This is a genomic window from Enterobacter sp. MGH 33, from assembly GCF_000534535.1.
In the GTDB taxonomy this organism is placed as follows: Bacteria; Pseudomonadota; Gammaproteobacteria; order Enterobacterales; family Enterobacteriaceae; genus Enterobacter; species Enterobacter hormaechei_C.
On record NZ_KI973212.1, the window covers coordinates 1,822,516 to 1,838,031 of the forward strand.

Here is a 15,516-nt window from a genome sequence, read left to right on the forward strand (position 1 = left end):
ATGGTTCCTTTTGTTGCTCGTAAATGGCTGCTGGCCGCGAGCGTGACGGCTGCGCTGGCCGCCGCCCCCGCGTTCGCGGCGAAAGATGTGGTGGTGGCTGTGGGGTCTAACTTCACGACCCTGGATCCGTATGATGCCAACGACACTCTTTCTCAGGCGGTGGCAAAATCCTTCTACCAGGGGCTGTTCGGCCTGGACCGCGAAATGAAGCTGAAAAACGTGCTGGCGGAAGGCTATACCGTGTCGGACGACGGGCTGGTCTATACCGTTAAGCTCCGTACCGGCGTGAAGTTCCAGGATGGCACCGACTTCAACGCCGAGGCGGTTAAGGTCAACCTGGATCGTGCCAGCAATCCGGAAAACGGTCTTAAACGCTACAACCTGTATAAAAATATCGCCCAAACCGAGGTGGTTGATCCGGCGACGGTGAAGATCACCCTCAAAGAGCCGTTCTCGGCGTTCATCAATATCCTGGCGCATCCCGCGACGGCGATGATTTCCCCCGCCGCCCTGAAAAAATACGGCAAAGAGATTGGCTTCCACCCGGTGGGGACCGGACCGTACGAACTGCTCACCTGGAACCAGACCGATTTTGTGAAGGTGAAAAAATTCGCCGGATACTGGCAGCAGGGGCTGCCGAAGCTGGATACCATCACCTGGCGGCCGGTAGTGGACAACAACACCCGCGCCGCAATGCTGCAAACCGGCGAAGCGCAGTTTGCCTTCCCGATCCCGTACGAACAGGCGGCGCTGCTGGCGAAAAACAGCAAGCTGGAACTGGTGGCCAGCCCGTCGATTATGCAGCGCTACATCAGCATGAACGTCACGCAGAAACCGTTTGATAACCCGAAGGTGCGTGAAGCCATCAACTACGCCATTAACCGCCAGGCGCTGGTGAAGGTGGCCTTTGCCGGCTACGCCACCCCGGCGACGGGCGTGATGCCGCCAACCATTGAGTACGCGCAAAGCTATCAGCCGTGGCCTTACGATCCGGCGAAAGCGCGGGAACTGCTGAAAGAGGCGGGCTATCCGAACGGCTTTAGCACTACGCTGTGGTCGTCGCATAACCACAGTACCGCGCAGAAGGTGCTGCAATTTACCCAGCAGCAGCTGGCGCAGGTGGGCATTAAAGCCAGGGTTACGGCGATGGATGCCGGACAGCGAGCGGCGGAAGTGGAAGGCAAAGGACAGAAAGAGAGCGGAGTGCGGATGTTCTACACCGGCTGGACGGCTTCAACCGGAGAAGCGGACTGGTCCCTGTCGCCGCTGTTTGCTTCCCAGAACTGGCCGCCAACGCTGTTCAATACCGCGTTCTACAGTAATCCGCAGGTGGATAAAGATCTGGCCGATGCCCTAAAAACCACCAAACCGGAAGAGAAAGCACGCCTGTACAAAGAGGCGCAGGACATTATCTGGAAAGAGTCGCCGTGGGTGCCGCTGGTGGTGGAAAAACTGGTCTCAGCCCACAACAAAGCGCTGACCGGTTTTTACATCATGCCGGATACGGGCTTTAGCTTTGATGACGCGGATTTGAAATAAAACTCATGCTGAATTATGTGTGTAAACGCCTGCTGGGGCTTATCCCGACGCTGCTGATTGTGGCCGTGCTGGTGTTTTTGTTTGTCCATATGCTGCCCGGCGATCCGGCGCGTTTGATTGCCGGACCGGAAGCGGATGCGACGGTTATTGAACTGGTGCGTAAACAGCTCGGTCTTGACCAACCGCTGTACAGGCAATTTCTGCGTTACATTGGCAATGTCCTTCAGGGCGATTTCGGCATCTCAATGGTGTCGCGTCGTCCGGTGTCGGAGGAGATTGCCAGCCGCTTTATGCCTACCTTCTGGTTAACGATTGCCAGTATGAGCTGGGCGGTTGTCTTTGGCCTGGGGGCGGGGATTGTCGCCGCCGTCTGGCGCAACCGCTGGCCGGATAAGCTCGGTATGGCGCTGGCGGTCACCGGCATCTCTTTCCCGGCGTTTGCGCTGGGCATGCTGCTGATGCAGATTTTCTCCGTCGAGCTGGGCTGGTTGCCGACCGTCGGGGCCGACACCTGGAAGCACTACATTCTGCCCTCTATGACGCTAGGCGCGGCCGTTGCGGCGGTTATGGCCCGGTTTACCCGCGCCTCGTTTGTCGACGTGCTGAGCGAAGATTACATTCGCACCGCGCGGGCAAAAGGGGTGAGTGAGAAATGGGTCATTCTGAAGCATGGTTTTCGTAATGCGATGATCCCGGTGGTCACGATGATGGGGCTACAGTTCGGCTTCCTGCTGGGGGGCTCTATCGTGGTTGAGAAGGTCTTTAACTGGCCGGGGCTGGGGCGCCTGCTGGTCGACTCGGTCGATATGCGTGACTATCCGGTTATTCAGGCTGAAGTCCTGCTTTTCTCGCTGGAGTTTATTCTTATCAACTTAGTGGTGGATGTGCTTTACGCCGCCATTAACCCGGCCATCAGGTATAAGTAAGATGCGATTACTGAACTGGCGTCGCCAGGCCATTTTAAACGCTATGCCGGGGATCAGGCCGGACCATATTCGCACCCCGTGGGTTGAGTTCTGGCGTCGATTCCGTCGTCAGCCCGTCGCTATGGTCGCCGGGTTGTTTGTGTTACTGCTGATCCTGGTGGCGATTATCGCCCCCTGGATAGCCCCGTTTGATGCGGAAAACTACTTCGACTACGACCGGCTGAACGATGGTCCGTCGATGATGCGCTGGTTTGGCGTGGACTCGCTCGGGCGCGATATATTCAGCCGCGTGCTGGTAGGGGCGCAGATCTCACTGGCGGCCGGGGTCTTCGCGGTGCTGATGGGCGCAGCAATTGGCACCGTGCTGGGGCTGGTGGCCGGGTACTACGAAGGCTGGTGGGACCGCATCATCATGCGTATCTGCGACGTGCTGTTTGCCTTTCCCGGTATTCTGCTGGCGATTGCCGTGGTGGCGGTGATGGGCAGCGGCATGGCGAACGTCATTATCGCCGTGGCGGTATTCTCGATTCCCGCTTTCGCGCGTCTGGTACGTGGCAACACGCTGGTGCTGAAGCAGCAGACCTTTATCGAGTCGGCGCGCAGCATGGGAGCCAGCGATGCCACCATCCTGTTCAGCCATATTCTGCCGGGAACGGTCTCGTCTATCGTGGTCTATTTCACCATGCGCATAGGCGTGTCGATTATCTCGGCGGCCAGCCTGTCGTTTCTGGGGTTAGGGGCACAGCCGCCGACGCCGGAGTGGGGCGCGATGCTGAACGAGGCGCGGGCGGATATGGTGATTGCGCCACACGTGGCGATCTTCCCGAGCCTGGCGATTTTCCTGACCGTGCTGGCGTTTAACCTGCTGGGGGATGGGCTGCGCGACGCGCTGGATCCGCGGATAAAAGGGTAGTGCTGTGGAATGTGCCGGGTGGCGGCTACGCCTTACCCGGCCTACAAAAGGGAAGCAGGGTGTTTAAACCCGGCTACCCCACAGGTCATACTCATCCGCGTTTTCAACCTTCACGCGAATAATATCACCCGGCTTAACCTGTGTTTCGCCGTTCAGGTACACCGCGCCATCGATTTCCGGTGCATCCGCCATGCTGCGGCCAATCGCGCCTTCTTCGTCCACTTCGTCGATAATCACCAGAATTTCGCGGCCCACTTTCTCCTGCAAGCGTTCAGCAGAGATCTGCTGTTGCAGCTGCATAAAGCGGTTCCAGCGCTCCTCTTTTACCTCTTCCGGTACCTGGTCCGCCAGCTCGTTGGCCGTTGCGCCTTCAACCGGGCTGTACTTGAAGCAGCCGACGCGATCCAGACGCGCCTCTTTCAGGAAGTCGAGCAGCATCTGGAAATCTTCTTCGGTTTCACCCGGGAAGCCGACAATAAAGGTGGAGCGCAGGGTCAGATCCGGGCAGATCTCACGCCACTGCTTGATGCGCGCCAGTTGGCGATCCACGGAGCCAGGACGTTTCATCAGCTTCAGAATGCGCGGGCTGGCGTGCTGTAGCGGGATATCCAGATACGGCAGGATTTTGCCTTCCGCCATCAGCGGGATCACATCGTCAACGTGCGGATAAGGGTAGACGTAGTGCAGGCGCGTCCAGATCCCGAGCTTAGCCAGCTGCTCGCACAGGCCGACCATGCTGGTTTTCACCGGCTCGCCGTTGTGGAAACCGGAGCGGTGTTTGACGTCCACACCGTAGGCGGAGGTGTCCTGGGAGATGACCAGCAGCTCCTTCACGCCCGCGTCGGCCAGGCGTTTGGCTTCTGCCAGCACCTCGCCAATCGGACGGCTCACCAGATCGCCACGCATCGACGGTATGATGCAGAAGGTACAGCGATGGTTGCAGCCTTCGGAAATTTTCAGGTAGGCGTAGTGGCGCGGCGTCAGCTTCACGCCCTGTTCCGGCACCAGGCTCAGGAACGGGTTGTGCTTTGGTTTGGGGACGTAGTGATGAACATGTTCCAGCACCTGCTCGTAGCTGTGCGGGCCGGTGATCTCCAGCACTTTCGGGTGCACTTCGCGGATCTGATCCACCTTCGCGCCCAGGCAGCCGGTGACAATCACTTTGCCGTTTTCCGTCAGGGCTTCACCAATGGCTTCCAGTGACTCCTGGACCGCGCTGTCAATGAACCCGCAGGTGTTGACGATCACCATGTCGGCGTTGTCGTAGCTTGGCACCACGTCATAGCCTTCAGTGCGAAGTTCAGTCAGGATGCGTTCGGAGTCCACCAGGTTCTTCGGGCAGCCGAGGGAGACAAAGCCGATTTTCGGCGGGTGCGTAACATTGCTCATAGGTTAAAAATTCATCAATTATGGAGTTATCAGGGCGGGATTTTACAGCGTATCGCGGGGGATTTATACACTCTTGATGGCGCAGTTGAGGCGGGCAATCGTTGTAACATTGTAAAGAATGTTAATCAGTTATCGTTTATTGATCTCAGGCATTACATTGTACAAAAAATGACCTTATCCTTAATAAGGTAACATGGCTGACAGGGGAGGAAGTAGCATGTCCGTTGACAGACTGAAACGCGATCTGCTTAACAAGCTGATCAACGCCCGAATCGACCTGGCCGCATATCTGCAACTCCGCAAGGCGAAAGGGTATATGTCAGTCAGCGAAAGCGAAAATCTGCGTGATAACTTCTTTGAACTTTGCAATTTCATGCGTGAAAAAGCACCCATCCTGAAAGCGCACTACGCTGAAAGCGAATTAGTGGCGCTGCGCCGCGCCGCCGAGGTGCTCTCCATCGCCGGGGTCTGTTTGATGAACGGACGTCACGACTGCCCGAATTTTATTGCCGTTAACGCGGAGAAGCTTGAAAACTGCCTGACCACGCTCGCGCTTTGCATCATGTGTCTGAACAAGCCGGAAACGCTTGCCCGGCACTGAACCCGGGGGAGGCGACTCCCCCTTCTGATTAAGCTTTTGTAAAAGTGGTAACGCACCCGGGAACAGTGGCTAATCTTTAAGCCATATGTCGATAAAGGAGTGCGTTATGCCTCGATCCTCGCTGATTTTCCTTCCAGTCTTGTTATTCCCGCTTTCACTGCTTGCAGCGCCTGAGACGGTTAAGGTCGACGTGCTACAGACAAAACTGGATCACCCCTGGTCGCTGGCGTTTTTGCCAGATAACAAGGGGCTGCTCATCACGCTCAAAGACGGGCAGCTTAAGCACTGGCAGGCAGGAAAAGGGCTCTCCGATCCGATTGTCGGCGTGCCGAAAGTGTGGGCGAGCGGCCAGGGCGGACTGCTGGACGTCGCGCTGGCCCCGGATTTTGCACAGTCACGGCGGGTCTGGCTCAGCTTCGCCGAGGCAGGTAATGATGGCAAAGCGGGTACCGCCGTGGGCTACGGGCGGTTGAGCGATGACCTTTCGCGCATTGAGGGCTTCCAGGTGGTGTTCCGACAGATGCCGAAGCTCTCTACCGGCAACCACTTTGGCGGACGGCTGGTGTTCGACGGCAAAGGCTATCTCTTTATTGGCCTGGGTGAAAACAACCAGCGCCCGACGGCGCAGGAGCTGGACAAGCTTCAGGGCAAGGTGGTGCGCCTGACGGAGGACGGAAAAGTGCCGCCGGATAATCCGTTTGTGAACACCGCCGGTGCGCGCCCTGAAATCTGGTCCTATGGCATTCGCAACCCGCAGGGGATGGCGATGAATCCGTGGAGCGACACGCTGTGGCTCAACGAACACGGACCACGCGGTGGGGATGAGATTAACATTCCTGAGAAGGGCAAAAACTACGGCTGGCCCCTGGCGACGCACGGGATCAATTACAGCGGCCTGAAAATCCCGGAAGCGAAAGGCGAGCACGTTGAGGGCACCGAAAAGCCGCTGTTTGTCTGGAAAGTATCGCCCGCCGTCAGCGGCATGGCGTTCTACAACAGCGACGTCTTCCCGCAGTGGAAAAACAAGCTGTTTATCGGCGCGCTGAAGGAGAAAGACGTCATCGTGCTGAGCGTGAAGGGCAATAGCGTGACGGAGGACGGACGCATTCTGGGCGATAAAGATCAGCGTATTCGCGATGTGCGCGTCGGGCCGGATGGCTATCTGTACGTGCTGACTGACGAGACGGACGGGCAACTGCTGAAAGTCAGCCCGTCCAGGTCGTAATCAGGTCACCGGGATCATCACCACGTTGCGATACGCCGGGCGCTCGCTAAGCTGCTGGATCCAGCGCTCCAGGTGAGGGCGCGGGCTCCAGCTAAGACCCATGTTAGTGAGGTTCCAGACGAAGGGGGCGACGGCGATATCGCCCACGCCGAAGGTGTCGCCGGAGAACCAGGCGTGCTTCGCCAGTTCGTCGTCCATCATCGCGAACAGGGATTCGCAGGCGTCCTGGGCGGCATGAATGGCGGGATAATCACGTTCGGCTTCCGGCGTGCGGACAAGCCCCATCAGGATCACCCGGTGCGTGGGGGAAAGCGTCTGGTTTGCCCAGTCCATCCATTTTTCGCCCTGCGCGCGGCGGGCTGGATTTTCAACCCACAGCCGACCCTGGCCGTACTGCGCGGCGAGATAACGCACGATGGTGTTGGACTCCCACAGCGTGGCGTCTGTCTCGTCATCGCGCAGCAACGGCACCAGTCCGTTTGGGTTCATCGCCAGATAGTCGGCGTCTTTATTCACCCCGAACGCCATGCCAGCCATGATTTGGTTGAACGGTAAATCCAGCTCCTCCAGCGTCCAGAGCACTTTCTTCACGTTAGTCGAATTGTTCCTGCCCCACAGCGTAATCATATTTACTCCCGATGAGATGTGAATCCGAGTCAGCTTTTCGCCATGGTGAGATAAACCTAACAATTACGCAACAGATGCTAAAAAAAACGCCGCAATCAAAGCGTATCTGAATGTTATTGCATAAACTTTAAAAACTTTACCTGGAACAGGTTTCTTTGAACGCTGTAGTGCGCTATTACTCATCGCTTCTTGCGACACGGTGATTGTGACGTGATTTTTAGAATGGACACTCGGGTGGCATTTATGACGCAAAAAACTTCTTCTCTGCGCAGCCTGGCGGCAGGATCGGCGCTGCTTTTCCTTTTTGCCCCAACGCTCCATGCGGCGGAACAGACGGCGCCCGAAGCGCCGCCTGTCGATGCGCGCGCCTGGATCCTGATGGATTACGCCAGCGGGAAAGTGCTGGCGGAAGGTAACGCCGACGAAAAACTCGACCCGGCGAGCCTGACGAAAATTATGACCAGCTATGTTGTGGGCCAGGCGTTGAAAGCGGGCAAGATCAAGCTGGATGACATGGTCACCGTCGGCAAAGATGCCTGGGCGACGGGTAACCCGGCGCTGCGCGGCTCGTCCGTCATGTTCCTGAAGCCCGGCGATCAGGTCTCCGTTTCCGATCTGAATAAAGGGGTCATTATTCAGTCGGGAAATGATGCCTGTATTGCGCTGGCCGATTACGTCGCAGGCAGTCAGGACTCATTCATTGGGTTGATGAATGGCTACGCGCAAAAACTGGGTCTGACCAACACCACCTTTAAAACCGTTCACGGCCTGGATGCGCCCGGTCAGTTCAGTACCGCGCGCGATATGGCGCTGCTGGGCAAAGCGCTGATCCATGACGTGCCGGATGAGTACGCCATCCATAAAGAGAAAGAGTTTACCTTCAACAATATCCGCCAGCCTAACCGTAATCGTCTGCTCTGGAGCAGTAACGTTAACGTGGACGGCATGAAAACGGGGACGACCGCCGGGGCCGGATACAACCTGGTGGCTTCTGCGACGCAGGGCGACATGCGCCTGATCTCGGTGGTGCTGGGGACGAAAACCGACCGCATTCGTTTTAATGAATCCGAAAAACTGCTGACCTGGGGTTTCCGCTTCTTTGAAACCGTCACGCCGATTAAGCCGGACGCCACCTTCGTCAGCCAGCGCGTCTGGTTTGGGGATAAAAGTGAAGTGAACCTGGGGGCAGGTGAAGCGGGTTCCGTCACCATTCCACGCGGTCAGCTGAAAAACCTGAAAGCCAGCTATACCCTGACCGAGCCACAGCTGACCGCGCCGTTGAAAAAAGGCCAGGTGGTCGGGACGATAGATTTCCAGCTTAACGGCAAATCCATTGAGCAGCGTCCGCTGGTGGTGATGGAAGCGGTGGAAGAGGGCGGCTTCTTCAGCCGGATGTGGGACTTTGTATTAATGAAGTTCCACGGCTGGTTTGGCAGCTGGTTTAGCTAGGTTTTTGCCGGGTGGCGCTGCGCTTACCCGGCCTTCGTTTGAGCCGTTGTAGGCCGGGTAAGGCGAAGCCGCCACCCGGCACAACCTCAATACATCAACTTCACCTGCTGCGCCTTTGCATACGACACCAGCTCGTCATCCGGGCGGCAATCACTGACGATGGCGTCAAAGCGCGACAGTTCCCCCATCCTTGCCGGACGAACCTTGCCAAATTTACTGTGATCAACCACCAGCACATGCTGCTGTGCGGCGTTGAGCGCCCACTGTTTCACCGGTAACTCTTCAAGATTAAAACAGGTTGCCCCCTGTTTCACATTCACACCCGCCGCAGAGTAAAAGGCGATATCCGGACATACATTGCTCAGCGTGTCCTGAATATTCAGCGGTTTGAAGATGGCGTTGCTGGCATGAAACTCGCCGCCGCACAAAATCACCCGGCACGCCGGTTTCTCCTGCAAGGCCAGGAAGGTGTTTAGCGAATAACAGACGGCGGTAAAGGGAACGGTGCTGTCGATGGCCTCGATGATCCACGGGGTTGTCGTACCGCAGTCAAAAAACAGCGTTTGATGCGGCTGCACCAGCGAGGCGGCGAGCCGCGCGGCTTTGCGCTTCTCTTCCACCAGGCGTGTTTTTTGATCGCTTAACAGATAATGGCTGGCGCTACGCGGCTCCAGAACAATATACCCGCCAAGCAGCACAACGGGGGCGCTGTCGCTGTTCAGATCGCGACGAATGGTCATTTCAGACACGCCAAGCAGGGTAGCGGCTTCCTTAAGATGCAGCTTATCGCTGCGCTTCAGCGCCTGAAGTAGCTGAGCAATGCGGTCATCGCGACGTGTTTCCATAGATCCTCGGGCTAAAAAAGTGAGCCCCCGCAGGGCGGGGGCTCAAGTGTAACCTGACGGACCGGGGTTAGTCACGTATCCAGCCTTTGCGGATCGGAAGGGCAAACAGAACGCGATAGGCCTGTGATAATCCACGATAAAGCGCCGGACCAAAGAGGCTCCACAGGATGGCTGCGCTGACGCAGCCCATCAGCCCCACCAGGAAACCGCCGACCATATCCAGCGGCCAGTGCACGCCCAGGTAGACGCGGGACCAGGCGATGGCGACCGCCACCCCCATCAGCACCATGCCAGACCACAGGCGATGCCAGAACAGGAAGGCCAGCGCAAAGGTGAAGATCACCGTGCCGTGATCGCTCGGGAACGAGTCATCCGGCGCATGGTGCAGGAAGTTGTAGCCGACGCGATCGACAAACGGACGATCGTGCGGAAAGGCGTGGCCCAGCACGTAGCTTGCCAGCACGCTCACGCCGATCGCCATCGCCATTTTGATCACCAGATGGCGCTGGGCGGTGACCTGTGTACGAGGTCCCCATAACCAGAGGATCACCGCCATCGCCGGTACAATGCTGATCACATCTTTCGCAATGAAGGTGGCGAGATCGATCATCCATTCCGGTGATGCTGGCGTGGCGTTGAGCAGGTAAAACAGTTCGTAGTTCAGATTTTCTAACATAATCTCGTTACTCTTTAGCAAACCAGGTGGAAACCAGCCCGTAAACCAGCACCTGGGAAAACCAGACCCACCACCCGGCCCACAGGTTGTGAGAGAAAAAATGCGCGCCGCGCATGACCTGGCCGAATCCCATCAGCAGCCCCATAACAACGCCTAACGCGACAAAGGACCATGCCAGGCGCGGACGTTCACGCCAGAAGGCAAAAAACAACCCCATCACCATAAACCCGCTTGAGGCGTGTCCGCCGGGAAAGCAGCGTCCCGGTCCGCTGTCTGCCGGAACGGCGCTGAACAGGGGATACGAGACGGCTTTGCCGCCATACTCCACCAGATCCCACGGACAGCTGTGGTGGCTTATGCTTTTCAGCACCCCAACTACCAGCGCCCCCAGCCCCATCAGAAGCGCGGCCGTCACCAGCCGGGCATTGCGTTTGTAAGCGCCGTAAATCAGCGATGCGGCAGCCAGCGCAATGGTCACATATTTCGCCAGCCGATGGTTCAGCAGATCCAGCAGCGGGTTTTGCTGTAGCGGGAAATGGTGCGTCGCCGCGTCATACCAGAAGCCGGTTATCCATCGGTCAAGCGATTCATCGCGCGAAAGCCAGGTAAAAAGCAGCGCAAGGACGATCAGCCCGAAAAGCTGATAACCATAAAAGCGGGCAGAAAAACGGTAAAGGCTTTTTGTCTTATTTGTCGGTAACTTAGATAATTCTGAAGGGCTGACGGCGTGTGTCATAGTTTCGGTCAATAACGTGAAATAGCACTATCATAGGGAGGGCAACTTAAGGAAACCTTAAACAACAACGATAAGTGCCTTATTTCTGTGTTTTCACGTGATTATGCTATCTCAGACAGCGGCAATTCATTACACTCATCGCGATTTTTTCATACTAAAGAGATTGCATGATAAACCGTTCTTCTTCCGGTAATCGTCTGGGTCGTCAGGCGTTACTTTTTCCTCTGTGTCTGGTGCTTTACGAATTCTCTACCTACATCGGCAACGACATGATCCAGCCAGGCATGCTGGCTGTGGTTGAGCAGTACAACGCAGGTATTGAGTGGGTACCTACATCCATGACCGCCTATCTGGCGGGCGGCATGTTTTTACAGTGGCTTTTAGGGCCGCTGTCGGATCGTATTGGCCGCCGCCCGGTGATGCTGACGGGCGTGGTGTGGTTTATCGTCACCTGTCTCGCCACGCTGCTGGCGCAGAACATTGAGCAATTCACGCTGCTGCGTTTCCTTCAGGGCGTGAGCCTGTGCTTTATTGGCGCCGTGGGCTACGCCGCTATTCAGGAGTCGTTTGAGGAGGCGGTATGTATCAAAATAACCGCGCTGATGGCGAACGTGGCGCTGATTGCGCCGCTTCTGGGGCCGCTGGTGGGAGCCGCATGGGTCCACGTTGCGCCGTGGGAAGGGATGTTCGTCCTCTTTGCCGCGCTTGCGGCCATCTCTTTCTTTGGGCTGCACCGTGCGATGCCGGAGACCGCCACCCGCCTGGGCGAAAAGCTCTCGCTTAAAGAGCTGGGGCGTGACTATAAGGCGGTGCTGCAAAACGGTCGTTTTGTCGCGGGCGCGCTGGCGACGGGCTTTGTCAGCCTACCGCTGCTGGCGTGGATTGCCCAGTCGCCGGTCATTATCATCAGCGGCGAACAGCTTAGCAGCTATGAGTATGGCCTGTTACAGGTGCCGATTTTTGGCGCGCTGATTATCGGTAACCTGGTGCTGGCGCGTCTGACGTCGCGCCGTACCGTGCGTTCGCTGATTATTATGGGTGGCTGGCCCATAGCGGCAGGGCTGATTATCGCGGCGGTGGCGACCGTAGTCTCGTCCCATGCGTACCTGTGGATGACGGCGGGGCTGAGCGTTTATGCGTTTGGTATTGGCGTGGCGAATGCCGGCCTGGTGCGCCTGACGCTGTTCGCCAGTGAAATGAGTAAAGGCACGGTGTCTGCCGCGATGGGGATGCTGCAAATGCTGATTTTCACCGTCGGTATTGAGGTGAGCAAGCATGCCTATGCTTTCGGCGGTAACGGACTGTTCAGCCTGTTTAACCTCGCCAACGGCGTGCTGTGGATTGCCCTGATGGTGGTATTCCTGAAAGACAAACGCGTCGGAAACGCCCTGCAACCGTAATTCTTATTCCCTCTCCCCCGTGGGCGAGCTCGGGACAGTCCCCTCTCCCTGTGGGAGAGGGTTAGGGTGAGGGCACCAGAGCGCACGGAATCAATTAAACGGCGCCTCCCCGTCCAGCACCCTATCAATTACGTCCAGCACCCCTTCGTCATTATTGTTCGGTGCTTCATAGCGGGCCACCGCCTTAATGTGCGGTCTGGCATTGGCCATCGCGAAGCCAAACCCAGCCTGGCGCAACATCTCCACGTCGTTACCGCTGTCGCCAAAGGCCACCACTTCACTGTCCTCAATGCCCCAGCGCGCTTGCAGGATCCGCAGGCCGTTAGCTTTGTGTACGCCGGGGATAATCAGGTCGATACTACCGTGTCCCGTGGTCACCGGCACCATGATGTCGCCAAGCTTCTCATGCAGCAGCGCCTGAATGCGCGGAATTTCGTCGTCAGAGACGTTTAGCCCGAATTTGAAGAAAATATCGTTGAGGTTGTCAAAGCTGCTGACGCTTTCAAGGCGGTGATAGTATTTCGCAGCAATCTCTTTGAAGAGGTCGTTATACGTTTTCAGCGTGTAGGCGCTGTTTTTTCCGCAGGCAATTATCTCAATGCCGGGCACGTCGTTTAACAGGGTGGCGACGGTCAGAAAATGCTCTTTCGACAGTTCGCCGTTAAACACGTCTTCGCCCGCATCCACCACCCAGCCGCCGTTTTCGGCGACGAAGGCAATTTCATGGGCGATCTCCGGGAAAAATGAGATCAGCTGGTAGTACTGGTTTCCGCTGGCGACCACAAAACGGATGCCTTGCGCTTTCATGCGCGCGTACTGCGCCAGAAAACGCGCGCGGTTATAGGTTTTCGCATCGCTCAGGAAGGAGCCATCCATGTCGACTGCAATCAGTTTAACGCTCATATCCCTTCTCCATTGACGTTGTTTCTGCTTCCGGTTTTGCCACCGCTCGCGCCACCAGGGCGGCAATAATGACTAACCCTAATACCACCAGCATCGCGCTGCGTAACCCGTAGTGCTCACCGAGGAATCCAAGCAGCGGCGGGCCCACCAGGAAAGCGAGGTAGCCCGTGGTCGCCACGACGCTCACGCGCGTCGGCGCGTCGGGGCCGGTATCGCTGGCAGCGGAAATGGTCAGCGGGAAGCCAAGGGAGGCGCCCAGTCCCCACAGGATCACCGACACGCCGGCAATCCAGTCCACATCCACAAAGATAATCATCGCGATGCCCAGCCCACCCAGCAGGGCGCTGGCACGGACGACAGCCACGCGGCTGTAACGGTCGATAAACCAGCCCCCGGTAAAGCGTCCGACGGTCATGCCGAGCGTAAACCCGGCGTAAATCAGCGAGCCGGAGGTGGGGCTAAATCCGTGCCCGTCCACCATCAGCAACGGTAGCCAGTCGTTGGCGGAGCCTTCAGCAAACGCCATCGCCAGTACCACCACGCCAATCAGCATCAGCTGGAAATCGCGATAGAAGGGCAACCCTTTTGCCGCAGACTTCTGTTCGTCCGAGGAATTTTGTCCTGTGCCAGCGGGAATAGCCCTGATGCCGGTGAGGATCGGGATAATACAGACGAGCGCCGCGAGTAAAATGTGCACATTGGCCGCAATGCCCAGCGCCGTCAGCGCCATCCCCACGCCCGCACCCGCCAGCGTGCCGAGGCTGTAAAAGCCATGCATCATCGGCAGCACCGTTTTGTTCATCGCCTGTTCAACGGAGGCCCCCTCGACGTTAATGGCCACTTCCGCCGCACCAAAGCTGCCGCCAAATACCATCAGGCCAAGGGCAAACATCAGCGGCGAGGCGAACCACAGCGCCACGCTCAGACCGAGCATACCTACCACTGCGCAGCACATGGTGGTGCGGATCACCGCGCGCGTGCCAAAGCGTTTCACCAGCCAGGCCGAGCAGAGGATGCCGCTCATCGAGCCAATCGACAGGCCAAACAGCACGATCCCCATCTCCGCCGTCGAAACGGATAGCGTATCGCGGATTGCCGGGGTGCGCGTTGCCCAGGAAGCCATCAGCAGCCCGGGGATGAAGAAGAACATAAATAGCGCCCACATGCGCAGATGCAGGGCTTTGCGAGGAGAAGTTAGCGTCATTGGGATCAGCACCAGAAGTACAACAATAGCGACAACACTAGCAACTTTGTGTACATTTGTACATAAACCGGATGAGGATTTTATGAGCAGACCACCGAACGACCCTAACCGCCGCGAGAAGATACTCCAGGCGACGCTGGACACCATTGTTGAGCACGGTATTCATGCCGTCACGCACCGCAAAATTGCCACCTGCGCAGGTGTGCCGCTGGGGTCGATGACCTACTATTTCGACGGGATGGAGTCGCTTCTGGAGGAGGCATTCACGTGGTTTACGCAGCAGATGTCTCAGCAGTACCGGGATTTCTTCGCGGGGGTTACGGGGCGTGCGAGGCGATTACCACGCTGATCCACAGTTCAGCCGTGACCACGCCACACAATATGGCGCTGATGTATCAGTTATACGCGTTTATGCACCGCAGCGCCGCGCTGAAAACGGTGATGCAGGACTGGATGAAGATGAGCCAGGCTACGCTGGAGCAGTGGTTTGATCCGGCCACCGCCCGCGCGCTGGATGCGTTTATCGAGGGGATGACGCTGCATTTTGTGACCGATCGGTCGCCGTTAACCCGGGAGGAGATCCGGGTGATGGTGGGGCGGATTGCAGGCGAGGATACCGTCTGATAGCACTCGCCCCGGCTACGCTTACTGTCGGGAGATTTTTTTCCCGCTGGCGTCAACGACGACTTCGCCATCTTCCTTTGTAAATGCCCCTTTTTGCGCGTCCGGAAGGATGTCGAGAACGACTTCAGAAGGACGGCACAGACGGGTGCCCAGCGGTGTCACCACAATCGGACGGTTAATCAGGATGGGGTATTGCAGCATGAAATCGATAAGCTGGTCATCGGTGAAATTTCCCCCGGCAAGGCCCAGTTGCTCATAAGGCTCGACGTTTTTGCGCAGCAGATCGCACACGGAAATCCCCATGTCTGCAATCAGCCTGGTCAGTTGATCGCGTGACGGCGGGTTTTCCAGATAGAGGACAATCTCTGGTTCCGTACCGCTGTTGCGGATCATCTCCAGCGTATTGCGCGACGTGCCGCAGGCCGGGTTGTGGTAGAGGATGATATGGCTCATATCCGT

15 protein-coding genes and 1 pseudogene are annotated in these 15,516 nt (G+C 57.4%); 8 read left to right on the top strand and 8 right to left on the bottom strand.

Annotation, left to right across the window (positions count from 1 at the left end; genetic code table 11):
• From gsiB to gsiD, 3 genes are read left to right on the top strand one after another with little or no spacing between them, the layout of a single operon-like run.
• Positions 1-1,539: a glutathione ABC transporter substrate-binding protein GsiB gene (gene gsiB / locus L379_RS15340; protein ID WP_015571028.1), complete on the top strand. Its 1,539-nt coding sequence runs from the start codon at positions 1-3 to the stop codon at positions 1,537-1,539.
• A 5-nt stretch (positions 1,540-1,544) separates the two neighbouring features.
• Complete coding sequence (gene gsiC, locus L379_RS15335; protein ID WP_006809475.1) at positions 1,545-2,465, top strand: glutathione ABC transporter permease GsiC; 921 nt, start codon at positions 1,545-1,547, stop codon at positions 2,463-2,465.
• A gap of 1 nt (position 2,466) precedes the next feature.
• A complete protein-coding gene (gene gsiD, locus L379_RS15330; RefSeq protein WP_032653075.1) occupies positions 2,467-3,378 on the top strand; it encodes a glutathione ABC transporter permease GsiD in 912 nt (303 codons plus the stop codon).
• A 63-nt stretch (positions 3,379-3,441) separates the two neighbouring features.
• Here gsiD and rimO read toward each other — a convergent pair whose 3' ends face one another.
• Positions 3,442-4,767, bottom strand: a complete 1,326-nt coding sequence (gene rimO, locus L379_RS15325; RefSeq protein ID WP_017693743.1) for a 30S ribosomal protein S12 methylthiotransferase RimO — start codon at positions 4,765-4,767, stop codon at positions 3,442-3,444.
• A gap of 217 nt (positions 4,768-4,984) precedes the next feature.
• Here rimO and bssR point away from each other — a divergent pair, with 217 nt between their 5' ends.
• Positions 4,985-5,368 carry a biofilm formation regulator BssR gene (bssR, locus tag L379_RS15320; RefSeq protein WP_003858412.1) on the top strand — a complete coding sequence of 128 codons (384 nt, stop codon included), beginning with the start codon at positions 4,985-4,987 and terminating at the stop codon, positions 5,366-5,368.
• A gap of 106 nt (positions 5,369-5,474) precedes the next feature.
• Positions 5,475-6,593: a PQQ-dependent sugar dehydrogenase gene (locus L379_RS15315; protein WP_017384889.1), complete on the top strand. Its 1,119-nt coding sequence runs from the start codon at positions 5,475-5,477 to the stop codon at positions 6,591-6,593.
• Here L379_RS15315 and L379_RS15310 read toward each other — a convergent pair whose 3' ends face one another.
• A complete protein-coding gene (locus tag L379_RS15310) occupies positions 6,594-7,220 on the bottom strand; it encodes a glutathione S-transferase family protein (RefSeq protein ID WP_017384888.1) in 627 nt (208 codons plus the stop codon).
• A gap of 243 nt (positions 7,221-7,463) precedes the next feature.
• Between L379_RS15310 and dacC the strand changes: the two genes are divergently transcribed.
• Positions 7,464-8,669: a serine-type D-Ala-D-Ala carboxypeptidase gene (gene dacC, locus L379_RS15305; protein ID WP_023296184.1), complete on the top strand. Its 1,206-nt coding sequence runs from the start codon at positions 7,464-7,466 to the stop codon at positions 8,667-8,669.
• Between the two features lie 86 nt (positions 8,670-8,755).
• Here the strand turns inward: dacC and deoR are convergent, their stop codons facing one another.
• From deoR to L379_RS15290, 3 genes are all read right to left on the bottom strand, one after another.
• Entirely contained in the window at positions 8,756-9,514 is a 759-nt protein-coding gene (gene deoR / locus L379_RS15300) for a DNA-binding transcriptional repressor DeoR (RefSeq protein WP_017384886.1), read from the bottom strand.
• Between the two features lie 67 nt (positions 9,515-9,581).
• Positions 9,582-10,190: an undecaprenyl-diphosphate phosphatase gene (ybjG, locus tag L379_RS15295; protein WP_032653078.1), complete on the bottom strand. Its 609-nt coding sequence runs from the start codon at positions 10,188-10,190 to the stop codon at positions 9,582-9,584.
• Positions 10,191-10,197: 7 nt separating this feature from the next.
• Complete coding sequence (locus tag L379_RS15290) at positions 10,198-10,926, bottom strand: phosphatase PAP2 family protein (RefSeq protein ID WP_032653080.1); 729 nt, start codon at positions 10,924-10,926, stop codon at positions 10,198-10,200.
• A gap of 167 nt (positions 10,927-11,093) precedes the next feature.
• Between L379_RS15290 and L379_RS15285 the strand changes: the two genes are divergently transcribed.
• Complete coding sequence (locus tag L379_RS15285; protein WP_023303359.1) at positions 11,094-12,326, top strand: MFS transporter; 1,233 nt, start codon at positions 11,094-11,096, stop codon at positions 12,324-12,326.
• 90 nt (positions 12,327-12,416) lie between these two features.
• Here L379_RS15285 and L379_RS15280 read toward each other — a convergent pair whose 3' ends face one another.
• Together L379_RS15280 and L379_RS15275 are read right to left on the bottom strand one after the other, a co-directional pair.
• Positions 12,417-13,229 (bottom strand): Cof-type HAD-IIB family hydrolase, encoded by an 813-nt coding sequence (locus tag L379_RS15280; RefSeq protein ID WP_022650681.1) that lies wholly within the window; start codon positions 13,227-13,229, stop codon positions 12,417-12,419.
• Complete coding sequence (locus tag L379_RS15275) at positions 13,219-14,433, bottom strand: MFS transporter (RefSeq protein WP_032653081.1); 1,215 nt, start codon at positions 14,431-14,433, stop codon at positions 13,219-13,221. The genes L379_RS15280 and L379_RS15275 overlap by 11 nt, the downstream gene beginning before the upstream one ends.
• 82 nt (positions 14,434-14,515) lie before the next feature.
• On the opposite strand from L379_RS15275, the pseudogene L379_RS0123960 reads away from it, so the two are divergent.
• Positions 14,516-15,057 (top strand): annotated as a pseudogene (locus L379_RS0123960) (TetR/AcrR family transcriptional regulator).
• A gap of 21 nt (positions 15,058-15,078) precedes the next feature.
• Here L379_RS0123960 and arsC read toward each other — a convergent pair.
• Positions 15,079-15,510 (bottom strand): glutaredoxin-dependent arsenate reductase, encoded by a 432-nt coding sequence (gene arsC, locus L379_RS15270; RefSeq protein ID WP_032653083.1) that lies wholly within the window; start codon positions 15,508-15,510, stop codon positions 15,079-15,081.
• Between the last annotated feature and the right edge of the window lie 6 nt (positions 15,511-15,516).

What these genes read in the sequence shown, in the direction of transcription:
- gsiB (WP_015571028.1), top strand. Translation starts at nt 1, where the DNA reads ATGGTTCCTTTTGTTGCTCGTAAATGGCTGCTGGCCGCGAGCGTGACG.
- gsiC (WP_006809475.1), top strand. Translation starts at nt 1,545, where the DNA reads ATGCTGAATTATGTGTGTAAACGCCTGCTGGGGCTTATCCCGACGCTG.
- gsiD (WP_032653075.1), top strand. Translation starts at nt 2,467, where the DNA reads ATGCGATTACTGAACTGGCGTCGCCAGGCCATTTTAAACGCTATGCCG.
- rimO (WP_017693743.1), bottom strand. Translation starts at nt 4,767, where the DNA reads ATGAGCAATGTTACGCACCCGCCGAAAATCGGCTTTGTCTCCCTCGGC.
- bssR (WP_003858412.1), top strand. Translation starts at nt 4,985, where the DNA reads ATGTCCGTTGACAGACTGAAACGCGATCTGCTTAACAAGCTGATCAAC.
- L379_RS15315 (WP_017384889.1), top strand. Translation starts at nt 5,475, where the DNA reads ATGCCTCGATCCTCGCTGATTTTCCTTCCAGTCTTGTTATTCCCGCTT.
- L379_RS15310 (WP_017384888.1), bottom strand. Translation starts at nt 7,220, where the DNA reads ATGATTACGCTGTGGGGCAGGAACAATTCGACTAACGTGAAGAAAGTG.
- dacC (WP_023296184.1), top strand. Translation starts at nt 7,464, where the DNA reads ATGACGCAAAAAACTTCTTCTCTGCGCAGCCTGGCGGCAGGATCGGCG.
- deoR (WP_017384886.1), bottom strand. Translation starts at nt 9,514, where the DNA reads ATGGAAACACGTCGCGATGACCGCATTGCTCAGCTACTTCAGGCGCTG.
- ybjG (WP_032653078.1), bottom strand. Translation starts at nt 10,190, where the DNA reads ATGTTAGAAAATCTGAACTACGAACTGTTTTACCTGCTCAACGCCACG.
- L379_RS15290 (WP_032653080.1), bottom strand. Translation starts at nt 10,926, where the DNA reads ATGACACACGCCGTCAGCCCTTCAGAATTATCTAAGTTACCGACAAAT.
- L379_RS15285 (WP_023303359.1), top strand. Translation starts at nt 11,094, where the DNA reads ATGATAAACCGTTCTTCTTCCGGTAATCGTCTGGGTCGTCAGGCGTTA.
- L379_RS15280 (WP_022650681.1), bottom strand. Translation starts at nt 13,229, where the DNA reads ATGAGCGTTAAACTGATTGCAGTCGACATGGATGGCTCCTTCCTGAGC.
- L379_RS15275 (WP_032653081.1), bottom strand. Translation starts at nt 14,433, where the DNA reads ATGACGCTAACTTCTCCTCGCAAAGCCCTGCATCTGCGCATGTGGGCG.
- arsC (WP_032653083.1), bottom strand. Translation starts at nt 15,510, where the DNA reads ATGAGCCATATCATCCTCTACCACAACCCGGCCTGCGGCACGTCGCGC.